Annotated in this window: 19 protein-coding genes and 1 tRNA gene; 8 read left to right on the forward strand and 12 right to left on the reverse strand. The window is 59.4% G+C overall.

The window, feature by feature from the left end; genetic code table 11:
- The first annotated feature begins 152 nt into the window (after positions 1 to 152).
- The 5 genes from PL599_RS18375 to PL599_RS18395 all read left to right on the forward strand — a co-directional run bounded on the left by PL599_RS18375 (position 153) and on the right by PL599_RS18395 (position 4,601).
- Positions 153 to 914: an SURF1 family protein gene (locus tag PL599_RS18375; protein ID WP_269824894.1), complete on the forward strand. Its 762-nt coding sequence runs from the start codon at positions 153 to 155 to the stop codon at positions 912 to 914.
- A 113-nt stretch (positions 915 to 1,027) separates the two neighbouring features.
- Complete coding sequence (locus PL599_RS18380) at positions 1,028 to 2,248, forward strand: phosphopentomutase (RefSeq protein ID WP_173987822.1); 1,221 nt, start codon at positions 1,028 to 1,030, stop codon at positions 2,246 to 2,248.
- Positions 2,245 to 3,222 carry an adenosine deaminase gene (locus PL599_RS18385; protein WP_269824895.1) on the forward strand — a complete coding sequence of 326 codons (978 nt, stop codon included), beginning with the start codon at positions 2,245 to 2,247 and terminating at the stop codon, positions 3,220 to 3,222. Before PL599_RS18380 ends, PL599_RS18385 begins: the two co-directional genes overlap by 4 nt.
- A gap of 93 nt (positions 3,223 to 3,315) precedes the next feature.
- A complete protein-coding gene (upp, locus tag PL599_RS18390) occupies positions 3,316 to 3,945 on the forward strand; it encodes a uracil phosphoribosyltransferase (protein WP_077984565.1) in 630 nt (209 codons plus the stop codon).
- A gap of 134 nt (positions 3,946 to 4,079) precedes the next feature.
- Positions 4,080 to 4,601 carry a TIGR02281 family clan AA aspartic protease gene (locus PL599_RS18395; protein ID WP_269824896.1) on the forward strand — a complete coding sequence of 174 codons (522 nt, stop codon included), beginning with the start codon at positions 4,080 to 4,082 and terminating at the stop codon, positions 4,599 to 4,601.
- On the opposite strand, the gene deoA is transcribed toward PL599_RS18395, so the two are convergent.
- The 10 genes from deoA to PL599_RS18445 all read right to left on the reverse strand — a co-directional run bounded on the left by deoA (position 4,594) and on the right by PL599_RS18445 (position 13,819).
- Complete coding sequence (gene deoA, locus PL599_RS18400; protein ID WP_142913792.1) at positions 4,594 to 5,910, reverse strand: thymidine phosphorylase; 1,317 nt, start codon at positions 5,908 to 5,910, stop codon at positions 4,594 to 4,596. The two genes, PL599_RS18395 and deoA, sit on opposite strands and share 8 nt — an antisense overlap.
- Positions 5,907 to 6,680, reverse strand: coding sequence for a deoxyribose-phosphate aldolase (deoC, locus tag PL599_RS18405; protein ID WP_077984568.1), 774 nt, complete (start codon positions 6,678 to 6,680; stop codon positions 5,907 to 5,909). Before deoC ends, deoA begins: the two co-directional genes overlap by 4 nt.
- Positions 6,681 to 6,682: 2 nt before the next feature.
- Positions 6,683 to 7,483 (reverse strand): purine-nucleoside phosphorylase, encoded by an 801-nt coding sequence (locus tag PL599_RS18410; RefSeq protein WP_137409555.1) that lies wholly within the window; start codon positions 7,481 to 7,483, stop codon positions 6,683 to 6,685.
- On the reverse strand, positions 7,483 to 7,887 hold the full coding sequence (locus tag PL599_RS18415) for a cytidine deaminase (RefSeq protein ID WP_077984570.1): 405 nt from the start codon (positions 7,885 to 7,887) through the stop codon (positions 7,483 to 7,485). The genes PL599_RS18410 and PL599_RS18415 overlap by 1 nt, the downstream gene beginning before the upstream one ends.
- A 4-nt stretch (positions 7,888 to 7,891) precedes the next feature.
- Entirely contained in the window at positions 7,892 to 8,863 is a 972-nt protein-coding gene (locus tag PL599_RS18420) for an ABC transporter permease (RefSeq protein ID WP_077984571.1), read from the reverse strand.
- 6 nt (positions 8,864 to 8,869) lie between these two features.
- Positions 8,870 to 9,973, reverse strand: a complete 1,104-nt coding sequence (locus PL599_RS18425; RefSeq protein WP_077984572.1) for an ABC transporter permease — start codon at positions 9,971 to 9,973, stop codon at positions 8,870 to 8,872.
- A gap of 7 nt (positions 9,974 to 9,980) precedes the next feature.
- Entirely contained in the window at positions 9,981 to 11,486 is a 1,506-nt protein-coding gene (locus PL599_RS18430; protein WP_137410933.1) for an ABC transporter ATP-binding protein, read from the reverse strand.
- Between the two features lie 82 nt (positions 11,487 to 11,568).
- Positions 11,569 to 12,561, reverse strand: a complete 993-nt coding sequence (locus PL599_RS18435; protein ID WP_269824897.1) for a BMP family lipoprotein — start codon at positions 12,559 to 12,561, stop codon at positions 11,569 to 11,571.
- 214 nt (positions 12,562 to 12,775) lie between these two features.
- Positions 12,776 to 13,426, reverse strand: a complete 651-nt coding sequence (gene msrA / locus PL599_RS18440; RefSeq protein ID WP_269824907.1) for a peptide-methionine (S)-S-oxide reductase MsrA — start codon at positions 13,424 to 13,426, stop codon at positions 12,776 to 12,778.
- 75 nt (positions 13,427 to 13,501) lie between these two features.
- A complete protein-coding gene (locus tag PL599_RS18445; protein ID WP_142913793.1) occupies positions 13,502 to 13,819 on the reverse strand; it encodes a hypothetical protein in 318 nt (105 codons plus the stop codon).
- Positions 13,820 to 14,039: 220 nt separating this feature from the next.
- Here PL599_RS18445 and PL599_RS18450 point away from each other — a divergent pair.
- The 3 genes from PL599_RS18450 (at position 14,040) to dnaJ (ending at position 17,564) form a co-directional block, all read left to right on the forward strand.
- Positions 14,040 to 14,129, forward strand: a tRNA-Ser gene (locus PL599_RS18450).
- 309 nt (positions 14,130 to 14,438) lie between these two features.
- Positions 14,439 to 16,340 carry a molecular chaperone DnaK gene (gene dnaK / locus PL599_RS18455; protein WP_077984580.1) on the forward strand — a complete coding sequence of 634 codons (1,902 nt, stop codon included), beginning with the start codon at positions 14,439 to 14,441 and terminating at the stop codon, positions 16,338 to 16,340.
- Positions 16,341 to 16,430: 90 nt separating this feature from the next.
- A complete protein-coding gene (dnaJ, locus tag PL599_RS18460; RefSeq protein WP_077984581.1) occupies positions 16,431 to 17,564 on the forward strand; it encodes a molecular chaperone DnaJ in 1,134 nt (377 codons plus the stop codon).
- Between the two features lie 67 nt (positions 17,565 to 17,631).
- Here dnaJ and PL599_RS18465 read toward each other — a convergent pair whose 3' ends face one another.
- Positions 17,632 to 18,183, reverse strand: coding sequence for a DUF924 family protein (locus tag PL599_RS18465; protein ID WP_137409551.1), 552 nt, complete (start codon positions 18,181 to 18,183; stop codon positions 17,632 to 17,634).
- Between the two features lie 13 nt (positions 18,184 to 18,196).
- Entirely contained in the window at positions 18,197 to 18,409 is a 213-nt protein-coding gene (locus PL599_RS18470) for a SlyX family protein (RefSeq protein ID WP_077984626.1), read from the reverse strand.
- Positions 18,410 to 18,432 lie beyond the last annotated feature (23 nt).

An 18,432-nucleotide genomic window follows, 5' to 3' on the forward strand; every position in this document is an offset into this window, starting at 1 on the left:
CCAACGGCCTGCCGGGGTTCCGGCGGGCCACCTTTGCGCCAACACATAGCCCCATGAATCGTCGTGCGATTTATGGGGTTATTTGCTGGAGGATGCCCCGGTGGACGCCAGATGGCCTTTGCCGCTCGCCGCGGCTTCCCAAGGACTGTGACATGAGTGAAACCACACCAAATAACCGGCGAATCCGCCCTGCTGCGATCGTCGTCCTGCTCCTGACCATTGTCCTGACGGGACTGCTGCTGGTCCTTGGCACATGGCAGGTCAAACGCCTTTCCTGGAAGCTCGATCTCATCGAGCGCGTCGAAGCCCGCGTCCATGCCGATCCCGTCGACGCCCCTGACGCCAAAGAATGGCCGGCGCTCGGCGATCCGGCGGAATACGAATATCGCCGTGTGAAACTGTCCGGCACCTTCCTCAATGACAGGGAGGTTCAGGTCTATACGGTCACGGATCTCGGGCCCGGTTACTGGGTGATGACGCCGCTCCAGCGCGACGATGGCTCCAACATCATCGTCAATCGCGGCTTCGTGCCGTCCGACAGGCGCGACCCATCCTCCCGCCAGGAAGGCGAACCGGACGGAAACGTCGAGATCGTCGGGCTGATGCGCGCGCCCGAAACCGGCGGGCTTTTCCTGCGCACCAACGATCCGGCAAATGGCCGCTGGTATTCCCGAAACATTCCGCAAATCTCGCAGGCATCCGGCCTGTCCGATGTCGCGCCGTTCTATGTCGACGCCGATGCGACACCCAATCCGGGCGGCCTGCCGGTCGGCGGCAAGACCATGCTCACCTTTCCCAACAACCACCTCTCCTATGCCGTTACGTGGTATATTCTGGCGGCGATGGTGGTGGCCGCAGGGTGGTATGTCCTGCGCAACCTCAACGCCCCCAAACCGAAACGGGACGAGGACTAAGCAGCCGGTTTTACCGGATGGTTCATAAAAGCACTTCCTTCTTCACGTTTTGCTGATCTATAACGACAGTTCGGCCTGACATTGCCCGTCGGCGCATTTTGTTTCGGTGAGTTATGGCAAGAGCATTTCTTCTCGTTCTGGATTCCTTTGGCGTCGGCGGCGCACCCGACGCGGAGCGCTATGGCGATCTTGGCGCAAACACACTCGGCCATATCGCGGAATTCTGTGCAGCGGGCGCTGCCGATAAAGCGGGACTTCGCGCCGGTCCGTTGAAGCTGCCGAACATGTGTTCGCTCGGCCTACTGGAAATCGCCAGACAGGCAAGCGGCGACATTCCCGCCGGCATGGAACCGCCGGAGCGCATTTTCGGCCTGCACGGTTCCGCCAGCGAAATCTCCAAAGGCAAGGACACACCTTCCGGTCACTGGGAGATCGCCGGTACCCCCGTCACCTTCGACTGGGGATATTTCCCAACGCAAGGCGATGCATTTTCGCCTGAACTGGTGGAAGCGATCTGCAGGCAAGCCGATATTCCGGGCATTCTCGGCAATTGCCATGCTTCCGGCACCGAGATCATCGCTGCGCTCGGAGAAGAACATATCGGGACCGGTAAACCGATCTGCTACACCTCCTCCGATTCCGTTTTCCAGATAGCCGCGCACGAAACGCATTTCGGTCTGGAGCGGCTCATCTCGCTCTGCGAGACGGTGCGCAAGCTGCTCGATCCGCTGAATATCGGCCGCGTCATCGCCCGCCCCTTCATCGGCGAAACGGTCGCGACCTTCGAGCGCACCGGCAACCGCCGCGATTTCTCCGTTCTGCCGCCTGAACCGACCCTGCTCGACAGACTTGTGGAGGCCGGCCGAAAAGTGCACGCCATCGGCAAGATCGGCGACATCTACGCCCATCAGGGTGTGACGCGCGTCATCAAGGCAAATGGCAACAGCGCCCTGATGGATGCAACACTGCACGCTATTGACGAAGCCGAAAACGGCGATCTTGTCTTCACCAATTTCGTCGATTTCGACATGCTCTACGGCCATCGCCGCGATGTTGCCGGTTATGCGGCGGCGCTTGAAGCCTTCGATGCGCGTATTCCGGAAATCCACCGCAAGATGGCACCGGGCGATGTAGCGCTTCTCACTGCCGACCATGGCTGCGATCCCACCTGGCGGGGCACGGACCATACACGCGAAAGGGTGCCGATCATGGCATTCGGACCGGGCATTCGCTCGCGCGATGTCGGCATCCGCTCAAGCTACGCCGATATCGGCGAAAGCATCGCCCACCATCTTGGCATCGAGGCCGGTTCTCACGGCAGGAGCTTCATTTGACATCGCATTTGCTGAAAGCGGAAATTCACTGCCACATCGAAGGTGCGGCCCCGCCCGCCCTTGTCGCTAAACAGGCGGAGAAATACGGCATCGACACCAGCCGCTTTCTGCGGGACGGCCAATATGTCTGGTCGGATTTCGCCGAATTCATCCGTTGTTACGATGCGGTGGCGCAGGTGTTCAAGACGGATGAAGATTATGCCGTCCTGACTGAAACCTACCTGACCGAACTTGCGCAAGCCAATACGATCTATAGCGAACTGATCATTTCGCCCGATCATGGCGACCGCATCGGGCTTGGCGCCGACGCCTATCTGGCCGGCATTGCCGAAGGCATCCGCATCGCCAAGGAAAAGACCGGCATCGAAACCCGCATCATCGTCACCGGTGAACGCCACTTCGGTCCGGAACGGGTGATCGCCGCGGCCGAATATGCGGCGCGCGCCCGGCATCCGCTGGTAACCGGCTTCAACATGGCGGGCGAGGAGCGCATGGGCCGGGTTGAGGACTATGCCCGCGCTTTCGATATCGCCCGCGATGCGGGACTTGGGCTGACCATTCATGCCGGTGAGGTCTGCGGACCGGAAAGCGTTGCCGACGCACTCGATCTCGTCAAACCGTCGCGTATCGGCCACGGCGTGCGCGCCGTTGAAGATGCCGCTCTCATCTCCCGGCTGGTCGAGACGGGAACGGTTCTTGAAGTCTGCCCCGGCTCGAATATCGCGCTCGGCGTCTATCCCGATTTCGCCAGCCACCCGCTGAAAGCTCTGAACGATGCCGGCGTGCGTGTCTGCATCAGTTCCGACGACCCGCCGTTCTTCCTCACCTCGCTTGCGCGGGAATATGCGCTCGCTGCGGAGACTTTCGGTTTCAGCGATGCCGAGATCAACCGCATGACCCGCACCGCGCTGGAATGCGCCTTTGTGGACGAAGCCACCCGCGCACGGCTGCTCGCACGGATCGATCAGTCCTGAGCTGTTGTTGACAGGGTAAAACCGCGAAGAAGGCTTGCGAAAAACGTGCTTTCGGTGAATTACAGGGCATAAGATAAAAGGAAGGCCAGTTTCATGGACGGCGTCACAGTCATCGAACATCCGCTGGTGCGGCACAAACTTACCATCATGCGCAAGAAGGAAACTTCCACGGCCGGCTTCCGCCGTCTGCTGAGGGAAATTTCGACGCTGCTCTGCTATGAAGTGACGCGCGACCTTGAGATGACGATGGAAACCATCGATACGCCGCTCGAAACCATTCAGGCACCGGTGCTCGAAGGCAAGAAGCTGGTTTTCGCTTCCATCCTGCGCGCTGGCAACGGCCTCCTGGAAGGCATGCTCGAGCTCGTGCCTTCGGCGCGTGTTTCCCATATCGGCGTTTATCGCGATCATGACACGCTGGAAGCTGTCGAATATTACTTCAAGGCTCCGGAAAGCCTCGATGCGCGCCTGATCATCGTTGTCGATCCAATGCTGGCAACCGGAAACTCCTCCATCGCCGCCGTTGAAAAGCTGAAGGAGCGCGGTGCGAAGAACATCCGTTTCCTGTGTCTGCTGGCGGCCCCCGAAGGCATCAAGAACTTCCGTGAAGCGCATCCCGATGTGCATATCTATACCGCCGCCATCGACAGCCATCTGAACGAGAAGGGTTATATCGTTCCCGGCCTCGGCGATGCTGGCGACCGCATGTACGGTACCAAATAACACCGTTCATCATTACTTAACCGTTTGAGCCATTCGCCGCACGCAACGCGGCGGATGGCTTTTTCTTTTACGATTTCAGCATGTTTTGCGTCTATTCTCGGCAAGGATAACCCCGCCCTTTGAGGAGAAACGACTTGCTGGCGCGCGCGATTTTCCTGCTTGTTGGCATTTCCCTCGGCGCAACGCAAATTCCGGCGCTGGTGGAAAAATTTCAGCCGCGCCCGGAAGCAGGCGCCGAGAAAGCGGAAGCCAGACCCGAGGCGGCCAAACCGGAGTCCGTTTCCCTCGGCGGCGTCAATCTGAAAGCCGATGCTCGCGGCCACTTCAATGCCGCCTTCCGCATCAACGGCAAATCCTTCGACGGCCTTGTCGATACCGGCGCTTCCATGGTCGCCATCAACGAGACGATTGCGCGCCGACTCGGTTACGGGGTCAATAGCCTCGATTTTAAGTATGCGATTTCAACGGCCAACGGCCAGACCATGGCCGCCTATGTGAAGCTCGACCGGGTGGAAATCGGCGCTATCCGGGTTCAGAATGTCGACGCCATGGTGCTGAAGGACAATGCGCTTAGCAACATGCTGATCGGCATGAGCTTCCTCAAGCAATTGTCATCATTCAAGGTATCGGGCGGCGAAATGCGGCTGGTCAGGTGATCCTCTCAAGAACCACGTTGCCGATCTCTGTCGCAGCGTCATCAATCCCGTAACAAGCCGCAATCATTTCGGCGGCGTGTTCCGCTTCTTCTTTCGAGGCAGCATGGACTATCGCGACAGGCTCGCCCTTTTCCACTTTTGTGCCGAGCGGCAGGATGTCAGAAATACCGACCGCAGCGTCAACGGTATCCGACGGCTTTCTTCTACCGCCGCCAAGCTCCACAACCACCATACCGAGATCGCGGGTCGCGCAGGATGAGAGCCAACCGCTGCGCGGAGCCGAGACCGGGAGAGTGACCGGCGCGGACGGCAGGTAATGGGACGGGCGTACAACGAAATCCGAAGGCCCGCCGAGTGCTGAAACCATCCGCGCAAAGACCTCCATGGCCCGGCCGGAGGAAAGAGCGGCCAGCGCCAGCGCCTCGCCTTCATCAAGCGTAGTCGCGCTCCCGGCCTGCGCCAGCATTTCCGCAGCGAAGGCGAGCACGACCTTTTCGAGACGGGTTCCCGCTTTGCGACCAGCCAGAAAGTCCAGGCAATTAACGATCTCGACCGCATTACCGGCTGCATCGCCAAGCGGCTGGTTCATGTCGGTTACCAGCGCCGTCGTCGGCAGGCCCGCGCCATTCGCCACATCGACCAACGCGCGAGCCAGATTGCGGGCATCCTCCACATTCTGCATGAAGGCGCCGTTGCCCACCTTCACATCCAGAACCAGCGTCTGCAGCCCGGCCGCAAGCTTTTTCGACAGGATGGAGGCCGTGATCAGCGGTATGGAATCCACCGTCGCGGTCACATCGCGAATGGCGTAAAGACGTTTGTCGGCGGGAGCGAGATCACCCGTCTGGCCGATGATGGCGCAGCCGACCGTCTTTACCGTCCGGCGAAACAACATCTCGTCCGGCGTGACGTTGTAACCGGGGATCGCTTCCAGCTTGTCCAGTGTGCCGCCGGTATGGCCAAGGCCCCTGCCGGAAATCATCGGCACGGCAAGACCGCAGGCGGCAACGATGGGCGCGAGCATCAGGGAGACATTATCGCCGATGCCGCCGGTGGAGTGCTTGTCCGCCACCGGCCTGCCGAGATCGCTCCAGGACAGGACCTCACCGCTGTCGCGCATCGCCAGTGTCAGCGCCACCATCTCATCCCGGCTCATGCCGCGGAAGAACACCGCCATGGCAAAGGCAGCCGCCTGCCCTTCCGAGATGCCGTCTTTTGAAAGCGCCTCTATGAAAGCGGCAATCTCCCGAGGCTCAAGTAACAGGCCATCGCGTTTGCGCCGGATGATTTCCTGCGGGATCAAGCTCAATACCCGCTGGCGGCCCTGGCGGGCTCGCCGCCGGCCAGCACGTTCAGCACATCATCGAGGACACCCGACGCGCCGAAACGGAAGGTGGACGGCATGGCCCAGTTGGGCGCCATGATGGTTTCCGCAAGCCTCAAGTAAAGCGTGGCGTCCTCCACCGTGCCGATGCCGCCGGCGGGCTTGAAACCCACCTTCTGCCGGCTGTCGCGGATCGCCTGCAACATGATGTCGGCGGCCTCCAGCGTGGCATTGATGGCAACCTTGCCAGTCGAGGTCTTGATGAAATCGGCCCCTTCGGCAATGGCGAGTTCGGATGCGCGACGGATCAGCGCCTTGTCCTTCAACTCGCCGGTTTCAAGAATAACCTTGAGCAACACAGGTGCCGCGCAGGCCTTGCGAACGGCAGCCACCATGTTCGAAACCGCCGTTTCATCGCCTGCTATGAACTTTCGATAGGGAATGACCAGATCGATTTCGTCAGCGCCGTCGCGGATCGCCGCCTCGGTTTCCGCAACCACAGCCGCGATGTCGAGATCGCCCGAAGGAAAATTGACGACCGTGGCGATGCGGATAGCATGGTCTTTTCCGAAAGCAGCACGGGCCTGCGCCACGAAGCGCGGCCAGATGCAGATTGCGGCCGTATTGCCGTATTCCGTATGGGCCCGCTGGCACAGAGCGGCGATCTGCTCGGGCGTGCAATCTTCCTTGAGATTGGTCAGGTCCAGCAAGGACAAAGTGAGGGCAGCCGCTTCGCGCGGACGCTGGAGTTCCATGGTCACGCTCCTCCTGCGATCATTTCCTTTAGGATGGCGGCAAGCCTCTTGCCACCCACGGGAGCCATATCCTTGGTTTCTTCATGGCTCAGTTCCGCGCCGGTCATGCCGGCACCGTAATTGGTAATAACCGATGCGGCGGCAACGCGCATCCCGAAAAAGCGGGCAAGGATGACTTCCGGCACGGTGGACATGCCGACGGCATCCGCCCCCAGCAGCCGCGCCATGCGGATTTCCGCCGGAGTTTCGAAGCTCGGGCCGGAAAACCACATATAGACGCCGCCAAACAATGGCACCGTCGCGCGGATGGCGGCGTTGCGCATGGCAAGCATCAGATCAGGATCGTAAGCAGTGGTCATGCCGACGAAGCGACGGTCGCTTTCTTCACCGATCAGCGGGTTCATGCCGGAATAGTTGATGTGATCGGTGATCTGCATGACTGAACCGGGCGGCATATCCTGCCTGACCGAGCCTGCCGAATTGGTGAGGATGAGCGACTGCACGCCGAGACCAGCCAGCGCTTCGATGACAACCCGCATCGCGGACGGATCGCCCTTTTCGTAAAAGTGCACCCGACCGGAGAGCATCATGACCGGCTCACCACCGAGATAACCGGCCACCAGCTCGCCCGCATGGCCGGAAACACCGCTTGCGGGAAAACCGGGAAGCTCGGCATAGGGCACGCGGATCGGATCGCTGACCTCTTCCACCAAAGAACCCAAACCCGAGCCGAGGACGATGGCTACGCGCGGCATTAGGCCGTTCAGGCGCTCCACCAGAATATCGATCAGCGTATCCGGCATCAGGGCAGCTCTGTCTTGAAGCTGAAGGGCAAAAGCTCTTCCATGGTCATGACCTTCTGGACGCCAGTTTCGTCGCACAGATAGACTCGCGTTTCCGGCGTGGCAAATTCGGCGATCTTCTGCCGGCATCCGCCGCAAGGCGGGCAGAGAGCCAGCTTTTCAGCAATGACAGCGATCTCGCTGATCTTCTTTGCCCCACCCATGATCATGGCGCTGATCGCAGAAGGTTCGGCGCACCAGCCCTGCGGAAAAGAGAGGTTCTCGATATTGGCGCCCTTGTAAATCTTCCCGTCTTCCGCGCGGATCGCCGCGCCGACCGGAAATTTGGAATAAGGCGCGTGCGCAAAGGCCATGGCCTCCACCGCCGCCTCGAACAGCGCATGGGATTTTGGGTCGGAGGACATGGATTTAACGCTCCTTTGCATAGGCAACGCCACCGGCCTTGGGGGGCTTGGCGACGCCGATGAAACCGGCAAGCAGAATGCAGGTCAGAATATAGGGCATGGCCTGGAAAATCTGCACCGGCACTTCGCCGATACCGGGCACGGATTTGCCCTGCATGAAGTTAGCGAAGGCGTCCAGAAAACCGAACAGCAGGCAGGCGAACATGACCGGCACCGGCTTCCATTTCGCGAAGATCAGCGCTGCCAGCGCGATATAGCCCTTGCCCGCCGACATGTTGGCGATGAAGGCCGCCGATTGCGCAACGGCAAGATAGGCACCTGAGAAACCGCAGAGAAAGCCGGCGACGATGACCGCGCGGTAACGCATCCACGTCACCGAAATGCCCGCCGTATCGACGGCACCCGGGTTTTCACCGACAGCGCGCAGTCGCAGGCCGAAACGGGTGCGGTAAAGCACCCACCAGGACAGCGGTACCGCCAGAAATGCCAGATAGGTGAGGATATTGTTGCCGGAAATGACATTGGCATAAAGCGGGCCGATGAAAGGCACTTCGCGCATCGCATCCGCGCCGGGTAGGATGATCGGCGCAAAACGGCCCTCTGCCGACAATTGCGGCGTTCGGCCGCCCTGCCCGAACCAGGCCTGCCCCAGAACAACCGTCAGGCCGGCGGCGATGAAATTCAGCGCCACGCCGGATACGATCTGGTTGCCACGGTTAGTGATGACGGCAAAACCATGGGTCAGCGAGAACAGAATGGAGATGGTGATGCCCGCCAGCAGACCGGCCCAGGGATTGGCCGTGATATAGGCCACACAGGCGGAAGCGAAGGCCGCCGCCAGCATCTTGCCTTCAAGGCCGATATCGAACACGCCAGCGCGCTCGGAAAAGAGCCCAGCGAGCGCGGTGAAGAGCAGCGGGATAGTGAGACGGACGGTCGAGCCGAGGATGCTGACCAGCATATCGAAAAAATCCATATCAACTCACCCCTTTGCCAAACGCTGGTAGATGCGCACAACCGCCGGCCGGTACATATATTCCAATGCGCCTGCGAAAAGGATCACCAGACCCTGGATGACAACGATCATCTCACGGGTGATGTTCGGCATCTCGAAAGAAAGATCCGCACCGCCCTGATAGAGAATACCGAACAGCAATGCCGAAAAGATGATGCCAAGCGGATGGCTTCGCCCCATCAGCGACACGGCGATACCGACGAAACCCGCACCGCCGACGAATTCCACCTGCAGGCGGGCGGAAGCGCCCATGACCGGGTTCAGCGCCATCATGCCCGCCAGACCGCCGGAAATCAGCATGGCGATGATGACAGTGCGCGCATATGGAATGCCGGCATAGACGGCGGCCGACGGGCTGATGCCGAGCGTGCGCATCTCATAACCGAGCTTGGTGCGCCAGATCAGAACCCAGACAAGGAAACACATGACCAGCGCGATGATGAAGGAGACGTTGAATGGCGCCGGCCCGAGCTTGAGGCCGAACAGCGCCATCAGCCAGTCAAGCTTCGGCAATTGCCCGCCCGGCAGAAAAGTGCGTGTTTCCGGCGCCATTTTGCCCGGCACGATCAGCACATTCACCAGCAGATAGACCATCAGCGCAGCCGCGATGAAGTTGAACATGATGGTGGTGATGACAACGTGGCTGCCGCGTTTCGCCTGCAGCCAAGCCGGAATGAAGGCCCAGGCCGCGCCGAAAACCGCAGCGCCGATGACGGCGAAAGGCATCGTCACATACCACGGCACGTAACGGTCGAGCGCCAGCGCCACCAGCGCGGCACCCAGACCGCCAATATAGGCCTGACCTTCGGAGCCGATATTGAACAGGCCGGCATGGAAAGCCACGGCGACGGAGAGACCGGTGAAGATGAAGCTCGTCGTGTAGAACAGCGTGAAGCCGATGGCGTCGCCGCGGCCGAGCGCTCCTTCGATGAGAAGGCGGAGCGCCGCCAGCGGGTTTTCCCCGATCGACCAGACAACGAGGCCGGAAATCAGGAAGGCGGTGACGACGTTCAGCAACGGCAACAGGCCATAGCTGATCCAGTTTGGTAAGGGAACGGAAGCGGTGCTCATTCATGCCTCATGCGGCGATGCCGGCCATCATCAGGCCCAGCGTCTGTTCTTCGGCTTCCGCCGTTTTCTCTCCAACGATACGGCCGGCGAACATGACCATGATCCGGTCCGAAAGGGAACGGATTTCATCAAGTTCGACCGAAACCAGCAAAATCGCCTTGCCGGCATCGCGCATTTCGATAATGCGGCGATGGATGAATTCGATAGCGCCAATGTCCACGCCGCGGGTCGGCTGGCCGATGATCAGCATCTTCGGGTCGCGTTCGATTTCGCGGGCGACGACGATCTTCTGCTGATTGCCGCCGGAAAAATTGGCGGTCTTCAGCTGCGGGTTCGGCGGGCGGATATCGTATTTCTCGATCTTTTCGACCGCATCCTTGCGGATCGCCTCGGGGTTGAGGAAGGGCCCTTTGCCGTATCGCTCATCATGGTGATAACCGAGGATGGAGTTTTCATATTCCTCGAATTTCAGCACCAGCCCCATATGGTGGCGGTCCTCCGGGATATGCGCGAGGCCGAGCCTGCGCAAAATTGCCGGATCGGGGCGGTCCACCTTCCGGCCATCCACCCATATCTCGCCCGAATAGGGCTTGCGGATCCCGGCTATGGCTTCGAGCAATTCCGACTGACCATTGCCCGCCACACCGGCAATGCCGACGATTTCACCGGCGCGGACATCAAGAGAGACATCATCCACCATGGTGACGCCACGGTTGTCCTTGACAGTCAGATTGCGGATGGAGAGCAGAACATCGCCCGGCGTCGTCTCACCCTTCTCCACCCGGAGCAGCACGCGGCGACCGACCATCAGCTCAGCCAGTTCCTCGACGCTGGTTTCGGACGTCTTGCGGGTTGCCACCATTTCGCCGCGGCGCATGACGGAGACGGAATCCGTGATCGCCATGATCTCGCGCAGCTTGTGGGTGATGAGAATGACGGTCTTGCCCTGCTCACGCAGAACGCCGAGGATCTTGAACAGGTGATCCGCCTCAGCCGGCGTCAGAACGCCGGTCGGCTCATCGAGGATCAGGATTTCGGCGCCGCGATACATGGCCTTGAGGATTTCGACGCGCTGTTGCAGGCCGACCGGCAGTTCCTCGATCACCGCATCCGGATCGACTTCCAGCCCGTAATCGTCCTCGAGGCGCTTTAGCTCCCTGCGGGCCGCCGCCCGCCCCTTGGCAAGCGATGCGCCACCTTCCGCGCCCAGCATAACGTTTTCCAGCACGGTGAAATTTTCCACCAGCATGAAGTGCTGATGCACCATGCCGATGCCGGCATTGATGGCCGCCTGGCTGTCACGGATCGCGACGGGCGCGCCATTCACCCGGATTTCACCGGCATCCGCCTGGTAAAAACCGTAAAGGATCGACATCAGGGTCGACTTCCCGGCACCGTTTTCCCCGATGATGCCGTGTATCGTACCCTTGGCAACGGTCAGGTTGATATTCTTATTGGCGTGAACGGCACCGAATTTCTTGTCGATGCCCACGAGTTCGATTGCTGGGTCCATACTCAAACCGAAACCTTTCCGAAGGCTGGATATGAAAAGGGCGCAAGATGAAAAACATCATGCGCCCCAGTCAGATATCATATCATTTCGGGCAGGAATTGTCCGCCATATAGTCATGGACCTTGACGGCGCCGGAGATGATATCGGCCTTCGCCTTGTCCACGGCGGCGGTCATTTCCGGCGTGATGAGCGCCTTGTTGTTGTCGTCGAGGGCATAGGCCACGCCATCTTCCTTGACGCCGAGCGCAACGATGCCGGGGGTGAACTTGTCGTCCTTGGCATCCTTGTAGGCGTTATAGACAGCCAGATCGACCCGCTTGACCATCGAGGTCAGAACGGAACCCGGATGCAGATGGTTCTGGTTGGAGTCAACGCCGATGGAGAGCTTCTTGTTATCGGCGGCAGTCTGCAGAACGCCGAGACCAGTCGCACCGGCTGCCGAATAGATCACGTCAGCGCCCTGATCGATCTGGTTCTTGGTGAGTTCACCGCCGCGCACCGGATCGTTCCAGGCTGCACCTGTCGTTCCGGTCATGTTCTGGAAGACTTCGATCTTGTCGTTTGCCGCCTTTGCACCCTGGGCGTAACCACAGGCGAACTTGCGGATCAGCGGAATATCCATGCCGCCGATGAAGCCGACCTTGCCGGTCTTGGAGGCCATGCCGGCCAGAAGACCGACGAGGTAGGAACCTTCATGCTCCTTGTAGACCACGGAGCGGACATTCGGCAGCTCAACGACGGAATCGACGATCACGAACTTGGTGTCGGGGAATTCGGCTGCGACCTTTTCCATGGCCGAGGTCCAGGCGAAAGAAACGGCCACGACCGGGTTGAAGCCCTTGCTGGCGAAGTTGCGGATGGCCTGTTCGCCCTGCGTGTCGCTGGTCGGTTCGAAGTCACGGAAATCGATGCCCGTTTCCGCCTTGAACTTTTCAGCGCCGGCCGCAGCGGCCTCGTTGAACGACTTGTCGAACTTGCCGCCCGTGCCATAGACCAGCGCCGGCTTGATATCGGCGGCCAGCGCGGAAGCCGACATTGCGGCAAGCGCAAAAAGCGTCAGAAGGGATTTTTTCATTGTGCAGCCCTGTTGTTGCAATTGATATTTTAAGGGTCCTCCCGCAATCCCGTTTACCGGGAATGTCTGCGGAACCGCCAGCCGTTATCCCGGCTGTGCTTGCCTCATATCCTTGCATGGCTCAATGAAAAATTCATCCGGTTTTTTTGACCCGGTGGAAAAACTTTATTCTGGCGCTTTTTTGGTCTTTCCACCGGAGCGACCTGCAAAAAAACTAGTCGATATTGCAGCTTACGCCGGTTCCCCTCAGGCCGCAGTAGCCACCGGGGTTCTTGGCAAGATATTGCTGGTGATAGTCCTCGGCGTAATAAAACGTTTCAAGCGGCCCGATCTCGGTGGTGATGGTAGCGCCATGACCGGCATCGTTGAGGGCCTCCTGAAAGGCATCCCGCGCCTTCTGTGCCTGCTGCAACTGCCCTTCCGTCGTCGCGTAGATGGCGGAACGGTAGGTCGTGCCGACATCGTTGCCCTGCCGCATCCCTTGAGTCGGATCATGCTCCTCGAAGAATATCTTCAGCAGGCCCGAAAGCGAGATAACCGCCGGATCGTATACAACCTTGACCACTTCGGCGTGGCCCGTCTGGCCGGTCGTCGTCTCCTGATAGGTGGGGTTGCGGGTGAAGCCGCCGGCATAACCAACCGCCGTCACCCAGACACCCGGCGTTTTCCAAAACAACCGTTCCGCACCCCAAAAGCAGCCCATGCCGAGATAAATGGTTTCAAGTCCCTCAGGATAAGGCCCCTTCAAGGGCCGGTCATTGACGAAATGGGCTTCCGGCACCGCAAGCGCCTCTTCACGGCCGGGCAAGGCGGTTTCTTCTGTCGGCATCGTGGTTTTTTTTGAAAGCGTATCGAACAGGAACATTCGGTCCTCCATGCGGCAAGTCCGCCGCTTTTCATGGTTCACGTCTGCGGGCGCATCCTTTCGACAGACACAAAGTCAGGCCGATAAACGCCTCATCGCCTTGTGTTTCCTGTAACCCGCCATCCAGCAGAGCAGCGAAAGCGCCAGGGAAACGGCAAATGCGGGCACCGCCGACAGGGCATTTTCAATGAAGCGCCACGCTTCAGGGTGAATATAGTGAGCCATGGCCGCTTCCACCATGGTGCGGGAAGCAGGAAGAAGATAGTTCCAGACGGACAGGACGCCAGCGATGTTGACCGAGGATGTGGAAACCGAACGGATCGAATCGAGCACGCCCAGAAAAACCGCCGCAACGAGGAAAAGAAAGCTCAAAAACCGCAAAAAAGCTTTCATCAGAGACACCTCGCTTACGATCTGTCGGTCAGACAGACATATTTTCAAATCTATAATGCATCGATAAAGGCGGGAAAACCGGTTTGCAATCGCATCGGAACACAGGAAATTGCCGACATTTCAAAAAACTGTCAGATTCGTGTTGATCCCTGCGAATTCATCGGTATATATCGCGCCGTTCCAGTGATTTGCATTCTTCAAAACATGCAGATTTGAAAAAGGACAGGTGGCCGAGTGGTTTAAGGCGCACGCCTGGAACGCGTGTGTGCGTGAAAGCGTACCGTGGGTTCGAATCCCACCCTGTCCGCCATTTCACCCCACCCCGATACCGTTAAAATCCGGTCTCAACGGGTCGTTCGCCGCGATGCCGACCGGCAACGCCGCGAAGAGCCCGAGCCGCATTTTCCCGCTTCCGCAAGCCGTGATGGCTATGCTTCTGCACAGACAGGGGTTTCTTGCGCTTTTTTGCTGCGCTTCCCCCTGTCTTGCGCCTTGCAGCAGGAAAAATCGCTCCTTATATACGCCGCATAACAGCAGCGAAGGCTGCAAATCCAAGTCAAGGAGTTGCCACAAGAATGCCTCACGGGGTTCCGGCAGCTCGCTTCAAGGAGAGAAGAGCATGGCAAAAGTAATCGGTATCGACCTTGGCACGACCAATTCCTGCGTCGCAGTGATGGACGGCAAGGACACGAAAGTAATTGAAAACGCGGAAGGCGCGCGCACCACGCCGTCCATGGTGGCATTTTCCGACGATGGCGAGCGCCTTGTCGGCCAGCCGGCCAAGCGCCAGGCGGTCACCAACCCGACCAACACCCTGTTTGCGGTCAAGCGCCTGATCGGCCGCCGTTATGAAGACCCGACCGTCGAGAAGGACAAGGCTCTTGTTCCCTTCGAGATCGTCAAGGGTGACAATGGCGACGCATGGGTGAAGGCGCAGGACAAGCCCTATTCCCCTTCGCAGATTTCCGCGATGATCCTTCAGAAGATGAAGGAAACGGCTGAATCTTATCTCGGTGAAAAGGTCGAGAAGGCCGTTATCACCGTTCCCGCCTACTTCAACGATGCGCAGCGCCAGGCAACCAAGGATGCCGGCCGCATTGCAGGTCTCGACGTCCTGCGTATCATCAACGAGCCGACTGCGGCAGCACTCGCTTATGGCCTCGACAAGAAGGACGGCAAGACCATCGCCGTTTACGACCTTGGCGGCGGTACCTTCGATATTTCCGTCCTGGAAATCGGCGACGGCGTCTTCGAAGTGAAGTCCACCAACGGCGATACCTTCCTTGGCGGTGAAGACTTCGACATGCGTCTGGTCGAATATCTGGCCGGCGAGTTCAAGAAGGATCAGGGTATCGACCTGAAGAACGACAAGCTCGCTCTGCAGCGCCTCAAGGAAGCTGCCGAAAAGGCAAAGATCGAACTTTCCTCCTCGCAGCAGACCGAAATCAACCTGCCGTTCATCACGGCCGATGCTTCCGGTCCGAAGCACCTGACGCTGAAGCTGACCCGCGCCAAATTCGAAAGCCTGGTTGACGATCTGGTGCAGCGCACCGTCGCACCGTGTAAGGCAGCGCTCAAGGATGCCGGCGTTTCCGCTTCCGAGATCGACGAAGTCGTTCTCGTCGGTGGCATGAGCCGCATGCCGAAGGTGCAGGAAGTCGTCAAGCAGCTGTTCGGCAAAGAGCCGCACAAGGGCGTGAACCCGGATGAAGTGGTCGCCATGGGCGCCGCCATTCAGGCTGGCGTTCTGCAGGGCGACGTCAAGGACGTTCTGCTGCTCGATGTGACCCCGCTGTCGCTCGGCATCGAAACGCTGGGTGGCGTTTTCACCCGTCTGATCGATCGCAACACGACGATCCCGACCAAGAAGAGCCAGACCTTCTCGACCGCCGAAGACAACCAGTCGGCCGTGACCATCCGCGTCTCGCAGGGTGAGCGCGAAATGGCGCAGGACAACAAGCTGCTCGGCCAGTTCGACCTCGTCGGCCTGCCGCCGGCACCGCGTGGCGTTCCGCAGATCGAAGTGACCTTCGATATCGACGCCAACGGCATCGTGCAGGTTTCGGCGAAAGACAAGGGCACCGGCAAGGAACAGCAGATCCGCATCCAGGCCTCCGGAGGTCTCTCCGACGCCGACATCGAAAAGATGGTGAAGGACGCCGAAGCCAATGCCGAGGCCGACAAGAAGCGTCGTGCGGGTGTGGAAGCCAAGAACCAGGCCGAAAGCCTCATCCACTCCACCGAGAAGTCGGTGAAGGAATATGGCGACAAGGTTTCCGAAACTGACCGCAAGGCTATCGAAGACGCCATTGCCAGCCTGAAGACCGCCGTCGAAGCCGCTGAGCCGGATGCAGACGACATTCAGGCCAAGACCCAGACCCTCATGGAAGTTTCCATGAAGCTTGGTCAGGCCATCTACGAAGCGCAGCAGGCCGAGGCCGGCGATGCTTCCGAAGAAGGCAAGGACGACGTCGTCGACGCCGACTATGAAGAAATCAAGGACGACAAGAAGTCCGCTTAATCGCGTGACTTTCCGTCTCCTGACAATTTATGCAAGACATCCGGCTGCCGACGTGCAGCCGGAAATCCATTTGCGAGGCTTGTTAACTGAATGGCGAAAGCAGACTTTTACGAAACACTTGGCGTCAGCAAGACTGCGGACGAAAAAGAGCTGAAAAGCGCCTTCCGCAAACTCGCGATGAAATACCATCCGGACAAGAACCCGGACGATGCCGATTCCGAACGGAAATTCAAGGAAATCAACGAAGCATACGAGACGTTGAAGGACCCTCAGAAACGAGCGGCCTATGACCGTTTCGGCCACGCCGCATTTGAAAATGGCGGCATGGGCGGCGGCGGCATGGGTGGCGGCGGTTTCGCCAATGGCGGCTTCTCCGACATCTTCGAGGACATCTTCGGCGAGATGATGGGTGGTGGCCGTGCGCGCCGCTCTTCCGGCGGGCGCGAACGCGGCGCCGATCTTCGCTACAACATGGAAATCACGCTGGAAGAGGCCTTCACCGGCAAGACGGCGCAGATCAGGGTTCCTACCTCGATCACCTGTGATGTCTGTTCGGGCTCTGGCGCCAAACCAGGTACACAGCCGAAGACCTGCGCTACCTGTCAGGGTTCCGGCCGCGTGCGCGCAGCACAGGGCTTCTTCTCGGTGGAACGCACCTGCCCCACCTGCCATGGCCGCGGGCAGACGATCTCCGATCCGTGCGGCAAGTGCCATGGTCAGGGCCGTGTAACGGAAGAGCGCTCGCTCTCGGTCAACATTCCCTCGGGCATTGAAGACGGCACCCGCATTCGCCTGCAGGGCGAAGGCGAAGCTGGCATGCGCGGCGGTCCGGCGGGCGATCTTTACATCTTCCTGTCCGTGCGTCCGCATGAATTCTTCCAGCGCGACGGCGCCGACCTTTATTGCACCGTGCCGATCTCCATGACGACGGCGGCGCTCGGCGGCACTTTCGATGTCACGACGCTCGACGGCACCAAATCGCGGGTTACGGTTCCGGAAGGAACCCAGCCGGGCAAGCAGTTCCGTCTGAAGGGCAAGGGTATGCCGGTGCTGCGTTCAGCGCAGACGGGCGACCTTTATATCCAGATTCAGATCGAGACGCCGCAGAAACTCAGCAAGCGGCAGCGCGAGCTGTTGCAGGAATTCGAGCAGCTCTCCTCCAAGGAGAATAATCCGGAATCGACGGGCTTCTTTGCCCGGATGAAGGAATTCTTCGACGGCTGATCGCTGCCGCTTCCCCGCTTTTAGAACGCCGCCGCCATCAGGGACTGGCGGCGTTTTCGTTTCTGGCTCAACCGGAAAAGCCGCCCTCTTCCAGATATTGCCGCTCCTCCGGTGTCGTTTCTCGCAACAATATCTTGTTACGATGCGGAAAGCGGCCGAAACGCTCGATGATATCGCGATGTTCTTCGGCATGGTGAAGATAAAGCCCGCCAAGCGGATGGTTCAGGACGCAGGCACGCTGCTGGGCCTCGATATCTTCGGCATGGGAAAAGGGCAGATAGAAGAACACCCGCAAATCCTCACTCACCGCCTGATCATGCCCGCTGTGGATGGCCTCATCGGCAAAAAGCCGCGCCAGAGGATCGGTCGCATACATGTGCGCGGTGCCGCGAAAGCAGTTGCGCGGAAACTGATCCAGCAGAAGCATCAGCGCGAGGCTGCTTTCCGCGTCCTCCAGCCAGTTGTCCAATTCACGTCTTGCGGCCGCAAAATGGGCGTCGCGGAAACGGTCGTGAAAGCGGTTGTCGAAGGCGGCGTCCTTGTCGAACCACTTCTCCGGTCCGGCCTTCTTCCAGAAATCGACGATATCGGCGGCTAGCTCGGCGGTGTCGTTTTTCATTGGCTCTTCCCTGTCAATAATGCGGCGGCCGGGTAATTGCAGGCGCGTCCAGCGATTGCTCTTCGAGGCTCAGAAACCTCTCCGTCAGGCGGTCCAGCTTGGCACGGGTCTGCTCCACCACCTTCCACTGCTCCGCCAGCTGATCAGAGAGTTCTTCTATCACCTTCGCCTGATGCGCGGCCGTTTCCTCGAGTATGATGATGCGTTTTTCGGTTTCCGACGTCATATCGACCTCTCTTTCCAGCCCTT

This window comes from Agrobacterium sp. ST15.16.055, from assembly GCF_027956555.1.
GTDB classification, from domain to species: Bacteria; Pseudomonadota; Alphaproteobacteria; order Rhizobiales; family Rhizobiaceae; genus Agrobacterium; species Agrobacterium salinitolerans.

What these genes read in the sequence shown, in the direction of transcription:
- PL599_RS18420 (WP_077984571.1), bottom strand. Translation starts at nt 8,863, where the DNA reads ATGGATTTTTTCGATATGCTGGTCAGCATCCTCGGCTCGACCGTCCGT.
- PL599_RS18430 (WP_137410933.1), bottom strand. Translation starts at nt 11,486, where the DNA reads ATGGACCCAGCAATCGAACTCGTGGGCATCGACAAGAAATTCGGTGCC.
- PL599_RS18425 (WP_077984572.1), bottom strand. Translation starts at nt 9,973, where the DNA reads ATGAGCACCGCTTCCGTTCCCTTACCAAACTGGATCAGCTATGGCCTG.
- dnaJ (WP_077984581.1), top strand. Translation starts at nt 16,431, where the DNA reads ATGGCGAAAGCAGACTTTTACGAAACACTTGGCGTCAGCAAGACTGCG.
- deoC (WP_077984568.1), bottom strand. Translation starts at nt 6,680, where the DNA reads ATGGAACTCCAGCGTCCGCGCGAAGCGGCTGCCCTCACTTTGTCCTTG.
- PL599_RS18435 (WP_269824897.1), bottom strand. Translation starts at nt 12,561, where the DNA reads ATGAAAAAATCCCTTCTGACGCTTTTTGCGCTTGCCGCAATGTCGGCT.
- dnaK (WP_077984580.1), top strand. Translation starts at nt 14,439, where the DNA reads ATGGCAAAAGTAATCGGTATCGACCTTGGCACGACCAATTCCTGCGTC.
- msrA (WP_269824907.1), bottom strand. Translation starts at nt 13,426, where the DNA reads ATGTTCCTGTTCGATACGCTTTCAAAAAAAACCACGATGCCGACAGAA.
- upp (WP_077984565.1), top strand. Translation starts at nt 3,316, where the DNA reads ATGGACGGCGTCACAGTCATCGAACATCCGCTGGTGCGGCACAAACTT.
- PL599_RS18470 (WP_077984626.1), bottom strand. Translation starts at nt 18,409, where the DNA reads ATGACGTCGGAAACCGAAAAACGCATCATCATACTCGAGGAAACGGCC.
- PL599_RS18465 (WP_137409551.1), bottom strand. Translation starts at nt 18,183, where the DNA reads ATGAAAAACGACACCGCCGAGCTAGCCGCCGATATCGTCGATTTCTGG.
- PL599_RS18375 (WP_269824894.1), top strand. Translation starts at nt 153, where the DNA reads ATGAGTGAAACCACACCAAATAACCGGCGAATCCGCCCTGCTGCGATC.
- PL599_RS18445 (WP_142913793.1), bottom strand. Translation starts at nt 13,819, where the DNA reads ATGAAAGCTTTTTTGCGGTTTTTGAGCTTTCTTTTCCTCGTTGCGGCG.
- PL599_RS18415 (WP_077984570.1), bottom strand. Translation starts at nt 7,887, where the DNA reads ATGTCCTCCGACCCAAAATCCCATGCGCTGTTCGAGGCGGCGGTGGAG.
- PL599_RS18410 (WP_137409555.1), bottom strand. Translation starts at nt 7,483, where the DNA reads ATGCCGGATACGCTGATCGATATTCTGGTGGAGCGCCTGAACGGCCTA.
- PL599_RS18380 (WP_173987822.1), top strand. Translation starts at nt 1,028, where the DNA reads ATGGCAAGAGCATTTCTTCTCGTTCTGGATTCCTTTGGCGTCGGCGGC.